Origin of the sequence: Fictibacillus sp. NRS-1165 (genome assembly GCF_050468105.1) — a bacterium.
Classification (GTDB): Bacteria; Bacillota; Bacilli; order Bacillales; family Fictibacillaceae; genus Fictibacillus_C; species Fictibacillus_C terrinigri.
The window spans coordinates 268,195-284,327 of the sequence record NZ_JBDPNU010000019.1; the positions used below are offsets into that span (position 1 = coordinate 268,195).

Here is a 16,133-nt window from a genome sequence, read left to right on the forward strand (position 1 = left end):
GCGAAGACGTGAAAACAAAAGATGAATTTATCCGGGATGAAGGAGTGTCGTTCCCCGGCAAAACATATGAAGAACATCTTCTGAGGCATGTGTTCAACGATCAGCGGGACTATCTGTTTAAAGAGATGTTTGCGATTCACCGGGCACATGTGGTGATGCTTGCAGAACAGGATATCCTTGGGAAAGAAGAAGCGGAGGCCATTCTTGCCGGCGTTGAGAAGGTGAGGAAGATCGATTACCGGCAGCTGAATTATGACCCGCTCTATGAAGATTTGTTTTTTATGATGGAAAGCCGGCTCGCAGACGAAATAGGGGCAGATCTTGCCGGGAAAGTCCATATGGCGCGGAGCCGAAACGACATGGGGGTAGCGATGTACCGGCTGGTCTTGCGAAGGCATATTCTTACGCTCATCCAACATGCGCTCCTGCTCGGCGGGTCGCTTCTGGAGCAGGCGAAGGACCATGCTGAGACGGTCATGACCGCTTATACCCACACTCAGCCCGCCCAGCCAACAACGCTTGGCCATTATCTGCTTGCGATCTATGATGTCGTCAATAGAGACGTTCGCCGGCTCTGGTCTGCCTATGAAGGTGTCAACCGGTCACCGCTTGGAGCAGCTGCGCTTGCCACGACAAGCTTTCCGATCAGCAGAGACCGCGTACGAGACCTTTTAGGATTTGGAGGTATTGTAGAAAACTCCTATGATGCCATCGCTGGCGGGGACTATCTCCTGGAAACAGCGAGCGCTGTCATGACGCTCATGATCAATTCTGGCCGCTGGATTCAGGATCTGCTCCTTCAAGCCACACGGGAATTTGGAGTGATCCGCGTGGCCGATCCATACGTGCAGATTTCAAGCATCATGCCGCAAAAACGGAATCCGGTGTCGATCGAGCATTCCCGCTCACTCGCCAGTTCAGCAGCCGGTGAAGCACTGGCGGCCATTCAGATGATCCATAACACCCCGTTCGGTGACATCGTGGATACCGAAGATGACCTGCAGCCTCATCTGTACCGCAGCTATGAGAAAGCTTCACGTGTTCTGCAGCTCATGCATGCCGTCATCCGAACGATGGAAGTGGATGCGCAAAAGACATCAAAGCGTGCGAACCAATCCTGCATCACAATTACAGAGCTTTCGGATGTGCTCGCCCGGGATAAAGGCGTGCCTTTCAGAAAAGCGCATCAGATTGCGAGCGCCGTTTCAAAAAAATGTACATCCGCAGGGAAAGAATTGAACGAAATACCAGTCACAGAAGCGAACGAGTGGATCAGCACGGTCTATCCTGCATCTTTAACTGAAGAAGAGTGGAGGGGCATCGTCTGTCCCCGCGAATTTGTCCATCGCCGAAAAATTCAGGGCGGCCCAAATCCGGAAGAAGTAAAGCGAATGATTTCGGAGCGTGAGGAAGAGCTTTTCATGATGGATCAAACACATCAAAACGAGAAAGAGCGCTTGCGGCAGGCGGACCAGTCACTGGATCGCGCAGTTCATCATTTCATCGCAGGCAAGTAAGCCCTCCCTCGCCGGAGGGCTTATGGCTGCAATAAATGATGCATGATCCTGTCTCGGTCATCAAAAAATTGCTTCATGATCTGATAGTGGTTTGTTTCTTCCAGCGATGTCTCCTGCAAGCCCTCTTCGGTCAGCTCGACAATTTTAGCCGATGGATACGACATGATGATCGGTGAGTGAGTCGCGATGATGAACTGGGAGTTGTCATTGACAAGCTCATGAATGCGTGAGACCATGGACAGCTGCCGGAGCGGAGAGAGAGCGGCCTCAGGCTCGTCCAGGATATAGATGCCCTTTCCTCGAAACCGGTTCAAGAACGTGGCGAAGAACGCCTCCCCGTGCGACTGCTCGTGAAGGGACTTTCCGCCGAATGAATCAATAACTTTTGGACCGAACGCAAACTCATTGTCCATCTCTTCAATATTGGAAGCCACATTATAGAAGCTTTCGGCACGCAGGAAGAATCCGTCTTTCGGCCGCTCGGTTCCTCTGACAACGGTAAGGTAATCATCGAGATGGGAATGGGAATCGTACGTTGTAAAATTAAAGTTTAGGGAGCCGCCTTCCGCATTGAAGCCCATGGCGACCGCTATTGCTTCGAGCAGCGTCGATTTCCCCATCCCGTTCTCTCCGACGACAAAGGTCACGTTCGGATGGAGCGCCAATTCCTCCAGCGCCTTAACGGCTGGCAGGTTGAACGGAAACTCCCCAAAAGACGGAACCTTATCCCTTTTCAGCTTAATGCTTCGGTAAAAAGGAGATTGTAATTCTCTCATAGCCACCTCTTACAAAATAGGATTGAATTTATTATATCGTTTAATTAGGGGAGATAAGAACTAAAGCAGCCTTAAGAAATAGATTTTTTTGCCAGTTGAATGAAAGCATCAGCTGCCGGTGACCGCCGGTCAAGAGAGTGAACGGCTAAGCCGATGGTTCGGTAACAGCTTTCTTTCATGGCGACAGATGCAGCGTTTGTTCTGGCACCACCCTGCAGAACCAGTTCAGGGACGATGCTGACCCCCAGCTCGTTTTCCACGATAGCGATAATCGTTTGGTTGTCTGCAATTTCGCAAAAGATAGGGGGCTGGATTTTGTTCTCTTTAAATAGCTCCTTGATCAATTCATCGCAGCCGGCTTTTGGCATGATAAAAGGCTCATTGCTGATCTCATGGATGCTGATTCTTTTTCTCCTTTCAGCTTGTGGCCGGCAGGGAGGAGGATCTTGAGGTGATCCTCCATAATCGGAATAAAATCAAGGTGATCTGAGGCAGAAGACGTGAGGAAACCGATATCAATCTTTCCTGAAGTGATCATTTGCCTGATCTCCTCGTATCCCCCTTCGTAGATCTTTGTATGAATACCCGGAAAGTCTTGATGAAAATTTTTTAAGATCGAAGGCAGCAGGCTAGCCGATACGCTTGGAAATGTACCGATGCGGATCGTTCCGACTTTTAAACCGTTAAGCAGCCCTGCTTCTTGTTTCATCCGTTCGGTGAGATCCAAAATCTCCTGGATGTATTCCATCATCCGCTTTCCTTCACTCGTTAACGTTATGCCGGTGCGCCCTCTGTTCACTAACGTTATTTCCAATTCTGCTTCCAATCCCCGGATCGCATGACTGACCGCCGATTGAGTAAGACCGAGTTTTTCCCCTGCTCTTGTAAAACTTTCTGTCTCTACGATGGTCTTAAAAACCTCATACTGAAGCAATGTCATAAACCAATCCCCTCCTAGCATTAATATTTTTCAATACAAGGAAGTTAGATTTGGAGGCCGCAGCGTGATCATGGGTGCGGGAGAGCTGCTGATCCGTCAGGAGTAAATCACTTTTCGAGCGATGAGCCATTTCCCTGTCGCTACATATACTGGCAATAAGACTGAATTTCTTAACATAAAGGGGAGGTAGCGCAATGATAACCTTACCAGTCCCATCGAGATGGGGAGTCAGTGCGGACGTCGGCGGCAGGCCGCTCATTTGGGGAACAGTCGTGTTCAACTCCATTGAAGGCAATAAAATCAATGGCACCATCAATTTCCGGGGAGCCCCTATACCGATTCAGGGCTATTGGACAGAAAATTCAAGGCAGATCTCATTTGATTCACCCTATGCCACGTTTGCAGGAAATCTGTTCATCTATGATGATCCACCGATTTCAACCCGCCATTATTTGATCAACGGGCGTCTTTCCATGAAACCAACTTCGATGCTTGCGGGAGAATATGGAACATGGGTAGCTTCAACCAATGCCTATATAAGCGGAGGAGGGCAATCGGCCAGTCAGGAACAAATGCCTCCAGTGGGCGCCTTTACGACTTCTGATTACGCAGAGGGTGCGCCGCACAGGTGAAATGAACACAAAAAAGCTGAATGAGAACGCTCATTCAGCTTTTTTTTATCCAAATTAAGTTTAAGATACTTTTCTGGTTTCTTTATGAGAGTGAAGAACCTTGCCACTCGATCTTAGAAGACTAACAACATAGCCTATAAGAGCCCCCGCGATCGCGGGAAGAATCCATCCAAGCCCTGTGTCGTAGAGAGGGAGGATGCTTGTGAAAAAGTCATTTACACCATCGATCGGCAGGTGGGCTGCATTTAATCCATCAAATAAACTAACGATAAAGGTAAGCAGCAAGCTTCCTTGATACACTTCAGCACGCCCTTTAAAAAGATGGTGGGCAAAGCTTAAGAAAATGAGCATGATCGCCAGCGGATAGATCGCGGTGAGAACCGGTACTGAGATTGCGATCAATTCGTTCAAACCAAGATTTGCGGTTAATGCACTGAACGCTGAAAGTACGATGGCCAGTGTCTTGTACGAAATTTTCGGGAAAACGCTGTGAAAATAAGCCGAACATGCGGTAACCAGTCCAACACTCGTCGTCAGACAGGCGACCGTGATCATCAGTCCCAAAAATAGATTTCCGAGTGAGCCGAAATAATAATTGGCTACAGCGGATAAAACCTCTCCGCCATTGCTTAAATTTCCAAGCTTCGAAACGCTGGAAGCTCCCATATAAGATAAAGATGTATATACGATCGCCAATACTGCAGCTGCGATAATGGCTGCTTTCGCGCACGTTCTTGCGATGACTTTTTTATCGCTTCCCCTTTTTTCCTTGATGGCATTGATGATGATGATGCCAAAAACGAAAGCCGCCAATGTGTCCATCGTCAGGTAGCCTTCCTGAAACCCTTTAAAGAAAGAGTTTTGGACAAAATCCTTCGTTGGCGCCTGAATCGGTCCGATCGGATGAATAAAAGCAGCTGCCACTAATACTCCGATAAAGGTAAGCTTGATCGGTGTTAAAACCTTGCCTACAATATCCACAATTTTAGATGGATTGAGCGATAGTACGCACGTGATACTGAAAAAGATGACCGTGAAAACCAATAACGGCAAATGGCCGCTGTTTTCCGGCAAAAAAGGCTTAACGCCGATTTCAAACGAAACACTTCCGGCTCTTGGCAATGCAAAGAGCGGGCCGATCGCCAGATAAAGAACAAAACTGTAGACGGCACTGAACCACGGGTGTACACGATTTCCCATCGCCCGGAGGTCGTCGCTTCCGGATATACCAAAAGCGAAAACGCCGAGCAGCGGTACACCGACTCCAGTGATCAAGAAACCAGCGGTAGCAATCCAAACATTGCTTCCTGCGGTTTGTCCGAGCATCGCCGGAAAGATTAAGTTGCCCGCTCCAAAGAAAAGAGCAAATAACATAAGGCCGATAACCAATGTATGTGAAGATTGAACTTTGTTAGACACGAAAAAAACCTCCGAATTAGAATATTATGAATATTTACTCCATGTCGTTTAATGTCGAATTCGGTGTCGAATACATTATTCGATGATAACATGCCTACATAAAATTTCAAGGGTTAATTCAAAAGATTTTAGTAAATTTCAATTTTTCTTTTTTTATGGGGTTCATTGACAGTGTACCTGCTCAAAGGATGCCGTTGAATAAATAGGGTCACAAAAATGGATATATTTTACCATTGAATAATGGACGGAGCAACGTAAGCGATCCTATCGGATCTGCAGGCCAAATACTCGATGTGCTTTACACATGCCGATCCGTACTCTTCGCTATGACATCCTCGTGGGGAAGGGTCTTTAGCCATTGAATGGCGAGACCGGAAATATCACTTGAAAGCAAACCTTTACTTCAAGCCAGCATGGAACATTTCAAGCCACTGCAGCCCACAGTATTCATTCACTAAGGATAGAGGGGAACCAAACAAAAGAAGGCCGGCTGTTTTAATAAAGTTTGCGCTAATTAGTGGGACTGGCTCTTTATCGTATGACGGTCCAGCAGCTACTGCATTAACGAAAAAGCCCCGAAGGAACAGCCATTTTGGCTTTTCTTCGGGGCTTTCCGCTTCTCTAATATTGATGTTTCGTTCCGAATGTAACGATTCCGATTTAAAAATTAAAACGAAGCACTGAAACAACGATTAGGCTACGAGATCTTATTCATTTTTGAAGAGCCTGGCGAAACCTTCTGGCTGGTCTGAATGGACCTTCCAAGGATCAGGGTGATAATCGCTGCCAGTACGAGTGAAGCAGCCAGGAAATAGAATCCCGCGTGGAAACTGCCTGTTAAATCTTTAAACAGCCCGACAAACTTTGGACCGTTATAGCCGCCGAGGTTGCCGATTGCGTTTTGCAAGCCGAGCGCTGCTCCGACAATGCCAGCAGGAATGATAGCTGTAGGAATCGCCCAAAGCGGCCCGTATGGTGCATAGACACCAATCGCTGTAATGGATAGCAAGATCATCTGAAGGACAGGGGATTCCACAAATTGTCCGGCAACCATCGCACCAGCACCGATCAGCAAAGGAATGACCACGTGCTGGACGCGATTCATGCGCCGGTCAGACCAATAAGAGTTAAGAACCATCCCGATGAGTGCGCATGTAAAAGGGACCGCTGTCAGCCAGCCCATAATGGCGGAGTCCTTCGTAAACGTGCCGACGACGCTCGGCACCCATAAGGTATAGCCGTAGAAGCCGGTCATCCAGAAAAAATACATCACGACGAGTCCCCATACGGTCATGTTCTTGAATGCTGCGCCATAGCCGGCTGACTTGACGGCGCCTTTTTGCTCGTTTTCGAGATCAGCCATCAGCTCTTTTCGTTCCTGGTCACTCATCCATTTGGCTTCAGCCGGCTTATCTTTGACAAGAGCATACCAGACAAATGCCCAGATCAACGGGGGAGCACCCTCCAAAATCAGAACCGTCTGCCAGTCAAAATGTTTAAGCAGTACGCCTGACAGGGGAGCCATCAATACCGCAGAAACGGGAAGGCAGGCCATCCAGAACGCATTCGCTCTTGCGCGTTCTTTCAACGTAAACCAATTGGCGAGGAGGACAAGCACAGCCGGCCAGACTCCGCCTTCTGCAACACCTAAAAGAAAACGCACCAATTTCAGCTGGCCCTCCGTCTGAACGAAGCCAGTCGCCATCGCGGCGAGTCCCCATAGGATCATCAGGATGAAAATAAATTTTTTCGCCGACCACTTTGTGGCCAAAATGCCTCCCGGAATCTGCAGGATTAAATAACCGACAAAGAAAATTCCTGCAATATCTCCGGCAGCTGACGCAGAAATGTCCAGATCTTTTTGAATGTACGGCATGAGAACGCCGATATTGATTCTGTCCATGTAAGCGAGCATGTACATGACAAACGCGACTGGTATGATCTTACCCCATTTTGCTGAAGCCATTTTTAACCCCTCCTGATTTTGAAAATGTTATAAGAAACCGTTTACAATTAAATTTTTGAAAAGAAGAGAGAGGCGTTGATCCTCTCTCGTTTTTCAAATTCAAACTTTCTGTGTACGAAAGTGAACAGAATATTGAGCAGCAAGCTTGATCGCTTCTTCCATGCTGACAGAGCCCGCGATGCCTTGGCCAGCAATATCAAACGCCGTACCATGGTCCACTGATGTACGAAGGAACGGCAAGCCGTTCGTGATCGATATCGTGCGTTCGAAGTCCGTCATCTTAGCAGCGATATGTCCCTGATCATGATAGAGCGAGAGCACCGCATCATATTTGCCGTGGAGCGCCTGATGGAAAACGGAATCCGCAGGGACGGGGCCGAATGCTTTGATGCCCTCCTGCTTTGCACGCTCGATTCCCGGTTCAATCTCATCCAGCTCCTCGGAGCCGAACAGCCCATGCTCACCGCTGTGAGGGTTGAGGCCAGCTACGGCAATTTTTCGTTCCTCGATGCCGAGTCGCTGAAGGGCTTCGTCACAGCGGACTAAATAGTCATGTACCCGATCAGCGGTAATCTGGCCGATCGCATCCTTCAATGACAAGTGCCTGGTCAGGAAGAAAATACGCAGTGAGCGCACTTCAAACATCGTTAACGGATCGTCCACCTGTGTGAGGCCGGCAAGCATCTCGGTATGGCCGATATACGGAACATTCGCGGCTTTCAAGGATTCTTTATTGATCGGCGTGGTAGCAACGGCGTCGACCTGCCCATTGTTCGCGAAGGCAATGCTCTTTTCAATATAGTCAAAAGCAGCTTGGCCGCACATCGCTTGGACCTTTCCGATCTCCAGCTGGCTGATGTCTACATTCTCAAGGTTGACGATATCAATGGTTCCGAATTCATACTTTCCTTCCGCAGGATCCTTGATGGGATTCAGCTGAAGAGATACACCGGTAAAGGTCATCGCCTGTTCAACAACAGAGGCCGTTCCGATCAGAACAGGGCGGCAAAGGTCATAGATTTCCCTCTTCGAAAGTGCTTTTACACTGATTTCGGGTCCGATACCGGCCGGATCCCCCATAGGAATGGCAATGATTGGTTTAGCATTGGATTGTGTCATGATAATATCTCCTTTTCGTGTGGTTTTGTTGTAAGCTGCCGCTGTAAAAATAAAACAGAATCTGTAATGGCAGATTCACTGCCTACCATGCCGCCTTTTGTTACGACAGGCAGGCCGTCGAGGTAGCCGCCGATAAACCTTCCGTAGGCGGCCAGCGGAAAGACCTCGTCTAGCAGCTGAATGCCGTGCGTTTTTCCTGCGGCACACAAGGAAGCGGTCACATCTCCTCCGCTTGAAAAACATCCCGAGATGCTCGTTCTGCTTTTTTGAATGATCCTCTGGCTGACGATCGCAAGGCCGTCTGTAATTCTCTTGGCAAGCGATGCTTCGGTTGTGTGCTTCTCTTTGGCAAGTGCCTGAAGATCGAGCAGCGGGGCATCCTTCTGGAAGGTTGTCACCAACACGACAGACTGATCCTGCAGCAATCTTAGCCCTTCCTCCACTCCTTCTGCGATCTCTTCGTCTCTTTCTCCATTTTGATCCCTAGCCAGCTTTAACGGATCGATCGTGACAGTATGCAGCGGAAGGTTTTCAGCAAGATGATGGATCTGCCTTCCGGTTACCTTCGTACAGCTGCCGATCGTAAGCAGGATTTTCGGTGTGAAGGGAGCATCGTTGTATTTTTCCTTTACGTATGCAGCAGTGAGCGGTCCAGGATCGACTGGAACGAACGTTTCATCAAGGGATGCCATGGCTTTGGCAACAGCTGCTATCTGTTCTTCGTTCACGGCATCGGCTACGATAATCCGGCTGCCTTCATTTATTTTTTGCTGGAGAAGGGAAGATAGTTTAAACGCCCCTTGCAGCACTTCATTCATCTCCAGAGTGGCCACTGGCTTTGAGCTTTGTCTGCTGATAATGGAAGGAACATGCGACTCGTTCAGCGGCGCTTGCGGATCCTTAGCCACATCCGTTTCCTGGACAGGGGTGCCGTATACAAGCAGGTAGCCCCCTACGGTCGTACGGCCTGACACAGGGTAGGACGGCAAAACAACGGCAACGGAATCTTCTCCCAAGGTATCAAGGCAGGCGTCAATTTCTCCGCCAATGTTTCCCCGGGCGGTACTGTCAATGCGCTTGCAAAACAGCTCTACGCCCTGTCCGGACAGACTGCCGATAAGCTCTGAAACCCGTTGGTACGCTACGTGCTTCGGTGTGTAGCGGCTGTCTGTGTCAATGCAGATCGCGTCATAGTTATAGGCGGTTTGAGGGGAGAAGCCGTGCAGGATGGTGGCTGTTGATATGCCTTGTTTTTTTAAAAGTACTCCTGTCGCGTTGGCGCCTGTCAGATCATCCGAGATCACTGCAATTCTCATCCATGATTCACCTCGCTGTCTTTTACGGTATAAATGGAGGTCACTTCTCCATACCGCACAGTATCTTCATGTGTTAATTCCGCATCGGTAATGATGCCTTCTACCTTTTCCAGTGAACATATCTGAGCAAAAGAGCTTTTGTTGAATTTTTGGGAGTCGGCCACGACCCATGTAGTTGTGGCGGCGGCAGTCATCAATCTCTTAATCAGCGCCTTTTCCATCGTAGGGGCAGTCAGGCCCTTTTCCAGATTGATAGCGTGTGTACCCATGAACAGAAGGTCCACTCGGATCTGATGGAGCAGGTCCTGTGCATGGGGGCCAACGAACGAGCCGATCCCCCGCTGCAGCGTGCCCCCTGTACAAATGACCTCCGACGGGCTTTCAATGAGCTCAGCGGCAATCTTCAAATCGTTGGTCACAATCGTTAAGTCTTCTCTTGATTTGATCACTTTGGCAATCTCCAGAGTTGTTGTTCCGGAGTCTAAAAGAATCTGTGCCCCTTCCGGAATCAGACCTGCTGCATACTTGGCGATCAGATGTTTTTGATTCATCCTTGTCATCGACTTGTTTTGGTAGGGAGTTTCCGGGATGAGCGGATTCACTGCAACAGCCCCGCCGTGGGTCCGGATAAGCTTGCCCTCTTTTGCCAGCTGGGCCAGATCCCTTCTGATCGTCATACCGGAAACGTTGAGTTCTTCTACCAGCTGTTCAATTTGAACTTTTCCTTGTTTATCGGTTCGTTTTAAGATTTCTAGTTTTCGTTCTAACGGCAGCATGTTGTTCATCCTTATCATTATCTTTTGTTCAATTATGTTACTTTATGTTCATTTATGCAAGTGTTTTTTTCGGAATAGTTACTCAACATAAAAAAACTCTCTTATCCAGGGGATAAAGAGAGTGGGTAAACCTTACATTTGTTCGGGTGCTTGAATGCCGAGGAGGCGCAAACCTTCTTTTAAAACGATGGTTGCGGCCTTGACCAGTGAGACACGGCTGGCAAGGCCCTCATTCTCCTCCAGTACTCTGACGTGGCTGTAAAACGCGTTAAATTCCTGTGCTGCGTCAATCAAGTACTTGGCGATCTGGGAAGGTTCATAGAGTCTGAGGCTTTTTTGAATGACCTCTGGAAATGCCATAAGTGTTTTTACCAGCTCCCAGCTGTAATCGTCATGCAGGCCAGTGTTCATTTGGCTCAGGTCTCCTGCTTTTTTTAGGATGGAACAGGTTCTTACATGTGCATATTGAACATACAGGCCGGTTTCACCTAGGGTGCCAGGCACCGCATTTTGACATCTATCAAAAGATGGTGCCAGGCACCCGCCCACCGGCACCCTTTCTGTTATAATTTAGGGAACAACTGTTGAGGGGGAACGGAAATGGCCATGACATATCTTGAGACCTTGCATGAAGAAATACGGAGCAGGCAGACCGCGGCGGATGCTGTGAAGATGCAGGCATACATGAAGAACAAATTTGCCTTCTACGGCTTAAAGTCACCGATCATGAAAGAGGTGATCAGGAATCATGTGAAAATGTACGGGCTGCCGGATATGAGCATCCCGGAGCTGACGAAAAAATGCTGGAACTACAGGGAAAGAGAAATGCAGTATGCGGGCATGTTTTTTGTGGACAAGCTGAGAAAGGACATACAGGAACATGATCTTCAAGCACTGGAGGCAACGATCACTGAAAAGTCATGGTGGGATACGGTGGATCACATCGCCAAGCACCATATGGGCCATTACATACAATCGTTCAAGCATCGTGAACAGGAACTGGTGGAGAAGTGGATCCATTCACCGAACATGTGGCTGAACCGGACCGCTATTCTCTATCAGCTCGGGTATAAAAAAGAGACGGATGAAGACATTTTAAAATATGTCATTGAACAGCAAAAGGAGAATAAAGAATTCTTTATCCGCAAAGCGATCGGCTGGGCGCTGAGGGAATACGCGAAGACGAACCCCGGTTTCGTCGTCGAGTTTGTGAACGCTACGGGACTGCAGCCGCTGAGCAGAAAGGAAGCCCTCAAAAATATACAGCATATCGAATAGACGTTCAGAAATTCGGTGCCGAGTAGGAAAGAAAGGATCCTCATACTTGGCACCTTTATTTGTGTTTTTTCGTGAACAGCTGGAATACCTTCCAGTTCCTCTTTCCGATCCTGCTGCTAGGGCTCGCCTATTAAAAGAGCAGAAAAAGAAAGCATAATGGTGGTGCCAGGCACCGCCTTTTGAAATAGGTCAAAAGCGGGGTGCCTGGCACCATATATAGTATTTTTAAAGAAAAAGGGGAGGAGAAGAAGAAAATGGAGTGCCGGCTCATGGAAATGGACCGGTAATAATTGGCCGCCCCGTTTTCAGGGTCGGTATATAGGGGATTAAGGAGTACGGTAACATTCATACTTATTCATACATAAAAGGGAGCTGGAAAAGATGGTCAATGTGGCACTATTAAGCAAATGGCATGTTCATGCGGCGGATTACGCGAAGGAAGCAAGTGAAAACAAAGGCATCAACATTACTCTCGTTTGGGATGAAGACAGAGAGCGGGGAGAAGAGTGGGCGGAAGAACTTGGCGTACCGTTTGAGGCCGACCTGGGGAAGGTGCTATCCAACTCATCGGTCGATGGAGTAATTGTGGCAGCTCCAACCACCGCTCACACTGAGATCATTACCGCTGCGGCAAACCACGGCAAGCATATTTTTACGGAGAAAGTGCTTGCTCCGACCGTAAAGGAATGCGATGAAATCTTTTCTGCGGCGGAGGAGGCAGGCGTTCAATTGATGGTTTCCTTGCCAAGGCTTACCGAACGCTTCTACCTTTACGCACAAAAAATATTGGATGAGGGATGCCTCGGGAAACTGACATCGATCCGCTGCCGAGTGGCCCATCATGGTGCAGTTCCTACAGAGGAAAGCAGGAATGGATGGCTTCCTGGGCAATTCTTTAATAAAGAAGAAGCAGGCGGCGGGGCATTGATCGACCTTGGGGCGCATCCTATCTATCTTTCAAACCGCTTAGGTAGAAAAGTAAAAGCAGTGACCGCACGTCTGCAGCAGACCAACGGCTATGACGTGGATGACAATGCAGTTGTCATCCTTGAGTTTGAATCAGGCGCGCTCGGAACCATTGAGACAGGATTTCTTTCCTACGGATGTCCGGATCAGCTGGAATTATACGGCACCGAAGGAACCTTGCTGACGGAAAACCGAGAGCCGAGAGAGCTGATCAGTGACCGGGTAAAAAAAGAAGGTGTCATCATGTCCGATCAGCTTCCAGAAGCCTTGCCTTCAGCGATGGAGCAATGGGTCGCCGCGATAACGAGCCATACGGCTCCTGCCATCACGAAAGAAGACATCCGGGGCCTGACGCTGGTGAACGAAGCCGCTGCACTCTCTCATAAAGAAGGCAGGAGAGTGGAGCTTTCCGAGATTGAAAAATGCGTTTCCGAAGTAACAGGGTGATGGCCGCCATGACAGCTAGAGTGGACTTGATACACGATGCAAAAGCCTCGCTTGGGGAAGGACCGATCTGGAATGAACGGGAAGGTAAGCTGTACTGGCTGGATATAAATGGAAAATGCATTCATGTATTTGAGCCAAAGTCCGGAAAAAGGACAAAATACCGGCTCGATCAATATCCTGGGGCACTGGCCTTTAAGGAATCCGGTGGTTTTCTGCTGGCAGCTCATCATGGGTTTTATGATCTGGAACTTGGTGGGAATGAATCCTTGCGTATGAGTAAAATCGCGGATCCCGAGGCTCGTCTTCCCGAGAACCGCTTTAACGACGGAAAGTGTGACCCGGCGGGACGCTTTTTAGCCGGAACGATTGCATTCGATGAGGAAAAAGGGGCGGCCTCGCTGTACGTACTCAATCAAGATAAAAAGGTGGAAAAGATATTCACCGATTTGACCATCTCCAACGGCATGGCGTGGAGCCCGGACGAAACCCTTTTCTATTTCATCGATACCTCGACCATGAAGGTGAAGGCCTATAGTTATAACAAAGAAACAGGTGAGTTAGGCGAGGGGCAAACCGTTATTGATTTTACGGATAAACAAGGTGCGCCTGATGGCATGACGATCGATGAAGAAGGAATGCTGTGGATCGCCCTTTATGGCGGCTGGGGTGTGGTCAGGGTGGATCCCTCCAACGGGGAAGTTTTGGATACAATCGAGGTTCCAGCTTCCAACGTCACCTGCTGCATCTTTGGCGGTGAAAAGCTGGATGAACTGTACATCACCACGGCAAGAAAAGAATTGAGTGAGCAAGATCTTAAGAAGCAGCCGCTCGCCGGCGGACTGTTTCGCTGTAAACCAGGCGTGGCAGGCAAGCCCTCGTACCGGTTTAAAGGATAGCAAGCGGTGTAAGCACGTAGAAGAGGAACACCCTGCTAGAGTGCCCAATTCACAAAAGCCCGGTCCACTGTTCACAGTGAGCCGGGCTTTTTTTAGCCATGCTGAACAGCAATGATCTCCAAACAGCACGATCGTTGGCAGTTGAATACGAGCCATCCAAAGACCGAACTCTACCATCTTCCATAACATCCCACGTTTAATAGTATGGCTCGGCATGCTCGACCTTGAAGGCATCGACCATCTCACTGTAAGTTATACAATGCGGAAAAGAATGCAGGGTTTTCGGATTGATAAAAGCGCTCAGAGAACCTGAAATTAACCGGGGGATCTATATCCTCCTTCAGATTCTGCGCGGGCATGGGCCGAAGGATCCTGCGAAAAAATAAGATTATCTAGCTGTCTATTAGAGGGCACTTCTATCATTTTCGACAAATCTAGTAAAAGTTTGGACGAACACCGTTTCCCTTTTCAGTACTTTTCATAGAATAGTACAACTTCTAAACAAAGGGGGAAAAAACGGTGTTTGGTTTTTCTATGGTAAAAATGGTTCGCCAGCATGCCAATAAGCTGGACCGGTCGATGCGTTTACAGCTCGTAAATCTATATCGGCCGTTTAAAAAAGTTCCTTGTTTTCTTCACAGCACGCTCGAAAACCGATTAAAAAAGAGAAATAAACTGCCGGTGATCATAGAATTTTATGAAGAAGGCGACGCTTGCACCCTAGGGCTGGAACAGGTTCATCAGATCCTTTCAGGACATCGCAAGTGTGCGGTCCATCATCAGTTCTCAAGCATTCCCTTTTGTGCTGCGACAATAACTGCCAATGGGATAGAGGACCTTTTAAATAACTGCACTCATATTAAAAAAATACATCATGACCGCGAAGTAAAAGCACTGCTGGACAAAGCTTCACCTTCCATTCGGGCGGATGTCCTGAATTCATCCGGAGTCACCGGAAAAGATGTGACAATTGCGATTGTCGATACTGGGGTCTATCCCCATGACGATCTCAAAGGCCGCATCACAGCGTTCAAGGATTTAGTGAACGAAGAAACAGATGCCTATGATGATAACGGGCATGGCACACACTGTGCGGGGGATGCGGCTGGAAACGGCTTCTTGTCAGATGGAAAATACAAAGGTCCTGCGCCGGAAGCCAATATTGTTGGTGTAAAGGTGCTGGACAAGATGGGCTCTGGTTCACTGTCTGCTGTTATTGCCGGTGTGCAATGGTGCATCGATAATAAAGACAAGTATGGCATTAGAATCATCTCCATGTCTCTTGGAAGCGAGGCGACACAGCCCGCTGCAGAGGATCCAGTCGTAAAAATAGTCGAAAAAGCATGGCAGCAGGGGCTGGTTGTCTGTGTTGCTGCCGGTAACGAAGGCCCGGATGATAATACCATCTCCAGTCCTGGAATCAGCCCAAAAGTCATTACGGTAGGTGCGATGGACGATCTCAATACGGTAGATCGGAGCGATGATATTCCTGCCGATTTTTCGAGCAGAGGACCAACGATTGATGGCTTAACAAAGCCCGACCTTTTGACGCCGGGCGTTAACATTGTCTCACTGCGTGCGCCTGGTTCTTACTTGGACAAGCTCTCAAAGAGCAGCCGTGTAGATGAGGATTATTGCTCACTTTCCGGCACATCCATGGCAACGCCGATCTGCGCGGGTGCGGCGGCACTCGTTCTTCAGCAGAATCCGGATCTGTCACCGGATGAGGTAAAAGAAAAGCTGCTGGATAGCGCCAAAGACTGGGGATTTCCGGGCAATACTCAAGGCAAAGGCTATCTCGATGTCAGCAAGTTAATATAGAGGTTTTAGGGAGGTTCCCAGGGTGCCTCCTCTTTTTGTGCCGTGGGATGGCTGCTGCGGCGATGTCAAATGATTGTGTGTATCCACAGATTGAACATAAATCGATAGATTGGCGTGTATTTGTGTTAGATTGACGCGTAGTTTACCCCAATCGGCGCGTATTCCTCAAAAAACTAACGAAGGTTTTCTAAGTTCCACCAAATTTTCTGCGCTCTCAAACAAAAAAAGAGCGATTGACTGAAGCAAACGCTTCAGAATCGCTCT

General features: G+C 48.5%; 16 protein-coding genes. 7 read left to right on the forward strand and 9 right to left on the reverse strand.

All coding sequences use genetic code 11. The features are described 5' to 3' along the window. The first annotated feature begins 8 nt into the window (after positions 1–8). Entirely contained in the window at positions 9–1,517 is a 1,509-nt protein-coding gene (gene argH / locus ABHN01_RS08380; RefSeq protein WP_429875138.1) for an argininosuccinate lyase, read from the forward strand. Between the two features lie 20 nt (positions 1,518–1,537). Here argH and ABHN01_RS08385 read toward each other — a convergent pair whose 3' ends face one another. The 3 genes from ABHN01_RS08385 to ABHN01_RS08395 form a co-directional block, all read right to left on the reverse strand. Then, entirely contained in the window at positions 1,538–2,293 is a 756-nt protein-coding gene (locus ABHN01_RS08385) for an AAA family ATPase (RefSeq protein WP_429875139.1), read from the reverse strand. Positions 2,294–2,364: 71 nt separating this feature from the next. Further along, a complete protein-coding gene (locus ABHN01_RS08390) occupies positions 2,365–2,661 on the reverse strand; it encodes a LysR family transcriptional regulator substrate-binding protein (RefSeq protein WP_429875140.1) in 297 nt (98 codons plus the stop codon). After that, the gene (locus tag ABHN01_RS08395; protein WP_429875141.1) at positions 2,634–3,233 is read right to left on the reverse strand and encodes a LysR family transcriptional regulator; all 600 of its coding nucleotides are present in this window, start codon (positions 3,231–3,233) and stop codon (positions 2,634–2,636) included. Before ABHN01_RS08395 ends, ABHN01_RS08390 begins: the two co-directional genes overlap by 28 nt. 194 nt (positions 3,234–3,427) lie before the next feature. Here ABHN01_RS08395 and ABHN01_RS08400 point away from each other — a divergent pair, with 194 nt between their 5' ends. Further along, positions 3,428–3,865 carry a hypothetical protein gene (locus ABHN01_RS08400; protein WP_429875142.1) on the forward strand — a complete coding sequence of 146 codons (438 nt, stop codon included), beginning with the start codon at positions 3,428–3,430 and terminating at the stop codon, positions 3,863–3,865. A 60-nt stretch (positions 3,866–3,925) separates the two neighbouring features. Here the strand turns inward: ABHN01_RS08400 and brnQ are convergent, their stop codons facing one another. The 6 genes from brnQ to ABHN01_RS08430 all read right to left on the reverse strand — a co-directional run bounded on the left by brnQ (position 3,926) and on the right by ABHN01_RS08430 (position 11,016). Continuing rightward, a complete protein-coding gene (brnQ, locus tag ABHN01_RS08405) occupies positions 3,926–5,284 on the reverse strand; it encodes a branched-chain amino acid transport system II carrier protein (protein ID WP_429875143.1) in 1,359 nt (452 codons plus the stop codon). 697 nt (positions 5,285–5,981) lie between these two features. Beyond that, positions 5,982–7,250, reverse strand: coding sequence for an MFS transporter (locus ABHN01_RS08410; RefSeq protein ID WP_429875144.1), 1,269 nt, complete (start codon positions 7,248–7,250; stop codon positions 5,982–5,984). 99 nt (positions 7,251–7,349) lie between these two features. Then, on the reverse strand, positions 7,350–8,369 hold the full coding sequence (pdxA, locus tag ABHN01_RS08415) for a 4-hydroxythreonine-4-phosphate dehydrogenase PdxA (protein WP_429875145.1): 1,020 nt from the start codon (positions 8,367–8,369) through the stop codon (positions 7,350–7,352). After that, a complete protein-coding gene (locus ABHN01_RS08420; protein ID WP_429875146.1) occupies positions 8,366–9,685 on the reverse strand; it encodes a four-carbon acid sugar kinase family protein in 1,320 nt (439 codons plus the stop codon). Before ABHN01_RS08420 ends, pdxA begins: the two co-directional genes overlap by 4 nt. Further along, entirely contained in the window at positions 9,682–10,461 is a 780-nt protein-coding gene (locus ABHN01_RS08425; protein ID WP_429875147.1) for a DeoR/GlpR family DNA-binding transcription regulator, read from the reverse strand. Before ABHN01_RS08425 ends, ABHN01_RS08420 begins: the two co-directional genes overlap by 4 nt. A 132-nt stretch (positions 10,462–10,593) precedes the next feature. Then, the gene (locus ABHN01_RS08430) at positions 10,594–11,016 is read right to left on the reverse strand and encodes a DALR anticodon-binding domain-containing protein (RefSeq protein WP_429875148.1); all 423 of its coding nucleotides are present in this window, start codon (positions 11,014–11,016) and stop codon (positions 10,594–10,596) included. A 45-nt stretch (positions 11,017–11,061) separates the two neighbouring features. On the opposite strand from ABHN01_RS08430, the gene ABHN01_RS08435 reads away from it, so the two are divergent. From ABHN01_RS08435 to ABHN01_RS08455, 5 genes are all read left to right on the forward strand, one after another. Further along, on the forward strand, positions 11,062–11,739 hold the full coding sequence (locus ABHN01_RS08435) for a DNA alkylation repair protein (RefSeq protein WP_429875149.1): 678 nt from the start codon (positions 11,062–11,064) through the stop codon (positions 11,737–11,739). A 381-nt stretch (positions 11,740–12,120) separates the two neighbouring features. Further along, positions 12,121–13,152, forward strand: coding sequence for a Gfo/Idh/MocA family protein (locus ABHN01_RS08440; protein WP_429875150.1), 1,032 nt, complete (start codon positions 12,121–12,123; stop codon positions 13,150–13,152). Between the two features lie 8 nt (positions 13,153–13,160). Next, on the forward strand, positions 13,161–14,048 hold the full coding sequence (locus ABHN01_RS08445) for an SMP-30/gluconolactonase/LRE family protein (protein WP_429875151.1): 888 nt from the start codon (positions 13,161–13,163) through the stop codon (positions 14,046–14,048). Between the two features lie 254 nt (positions 14,049–14,302). Continuing rightward, the gene (locus ABHN01_RS08450) at positions 14,303–14,434 is read left to right on the forward strand and encodes a DUF1641 domain-containing protein (protein ID WP_429875176.1); all 132 of its coding nucleotides are present in this window, start codon (positions 14,303–14,305) and stop codon (positions 14,432–14,434) included. Positions 14,435–14,567: 133 nt separating this feature from the next. Next, entirely contained in the window at positions 14,568–15,869 is a 1,302-nt protein-coding gene (locus ABHN01_RS08455) for a S8 family peptidase (protein WP_429875152.1), read from the forward strand. Positions 15,870–16,133: the final 264 nt, after the last annotated feature.

What these genes read in the sequence shown, in the direction of transcription:
- ABHN01_RS08440 (WP_429875150.1), top strand. Translation starts at nt 12,121, where the DNA reads ATGGTCAATGTGGCACTATTAAGCAAATGGCATGTTCATGCGGCGGAT.
- ABHN01_RS08420 (WP_429875146.1), bottom strand. Translation starts at nt 9,685, where the DNA reads ATGAGAATTGCAGTGATCTCGGATGATCTGACAGGCGCCAACGCGACA.
- ABHN01_RS08400 (WP_429875142.1), top strand. Translation starts at nt 3,428, where the DNA reads ATGATAACCTTACCAGTCCCATCGAGATGGGGAGTCAGTGCGGACGTC.
- ABHN01_RS08435 (WP_429875149.1), top strand. Translation starts at nt 11,062, where the DNA reads ATGGCCATGACATATCTTGAGACCTTGCATGAAGAAATACGGAGCAGG.
- pdxA (WP_429875145.1), bottom strand. Translation starts at nt 8,369, where the DNA reads ATGACACAATCCAATGCTAAACCAATCATTGCCATTCCTATGGGGGAT.
- ABHN01_RS08425 (WP_429875147.1), bottom strand. Translation starts at nt 10,461, where the DNA reads ATGCTGCCGTTAGAACGAAAACTAGAAATCTTAAAACGAACCGATAAA.
- ABHN01_RS08395 (WP_429875141.1), bottom strand. Translation starts at nt 3,233, where the DNA reads ATGACATTGCTTCAGTATGAGGTTTTTAAGACCATCGTAGAGACAGAA.
- ABHN01_RS08410 (WP_429875144.1), bottom strand. Translation starts at nt 7,250, where the DNA reads ATGGCTTCAGCAAAATGGGGTAAGATCATACCAGTCGCGTTTGTCATG.
- ABHN01_RS08445 (WP_429875151.1), top strand. Translation starts at nt 13,161, where the DNA reads ATGACAGCTAGAGTGGACTTGATACACGATGCAAAAGCCTCGCTTGGG.
- ABHN01_RS08385 (WP_429875139.1), bottom strand. Translation starts at nt 2,293, where the DNA reads ATGAGAGAATTACAATCTCCTTTTTACCGAAGCATTAAGCTGAAAAGG.
- ABHN01_RS08390 (WP_429875140.1), bottom strand. Translation starts at nt 2,661, where the DNA reads ATGCCAAAAGCCGGCTGCGATGAATTGATCAAGGAGCTATTTAAAGAG.